This window comes from Fredinandcohnia quinoae (assembly GCF_022427965.1).
Lineage (GTDB): Bacteria > Bacillota > Bacilli > Bacillales > Bacillaceae_L > Ferdinandcohnia > Ferdinandcohnia quinoae.
This window is the reverse complement of record NZ_JAKTTI010000095.1, coordinates 1-284: the sequence shown is the minus strand read 5'-3', so window position 1 is coordinate 284 and position 284 is coordinate 1. Positions and strand designations below refer to the sequence as shown.

Annotated in this window: 1 protein-coding gene; it reads left to right on the top strand. The window is 38.0% G+C overall.

Annotation, left to right across the window (positions count from 1 at the left end; translation table 11 throughout):
- The coding region (locus tag MJG50_RS22025) for a transposase (RefSeq protein ID WP_240257914.1) at positions 1 to 284 on the top strand (284 nt) is incomplete at both ends.

Sequence of the window (284 nt, the reverse complement as noted above, 5' to 3'; positions counted from 1 at the left end):
AAGGGCGTATTTTGAATGCAACCGTTAGACGAAATCCAAGCGGCAAATACTTTGTATCTATTCTGGCTGAAACAGAAGTGCATTCATTAGGAAAAACAGGTTCTTCCGTTGGTGTCGACTTAGGATTAAAAGACTTTGCTATTTTGAGTACAGGAGAAGTATTCTCTAATCCAAAGTGGTTTCACAAATTAGAAGAAAAACTAGCAAACGCACAACGCATCCTTTCTAGACGTGTAAAGGGTTCATCGAATTGGAATAAACAACGCATTAAGGTTACAAGAATC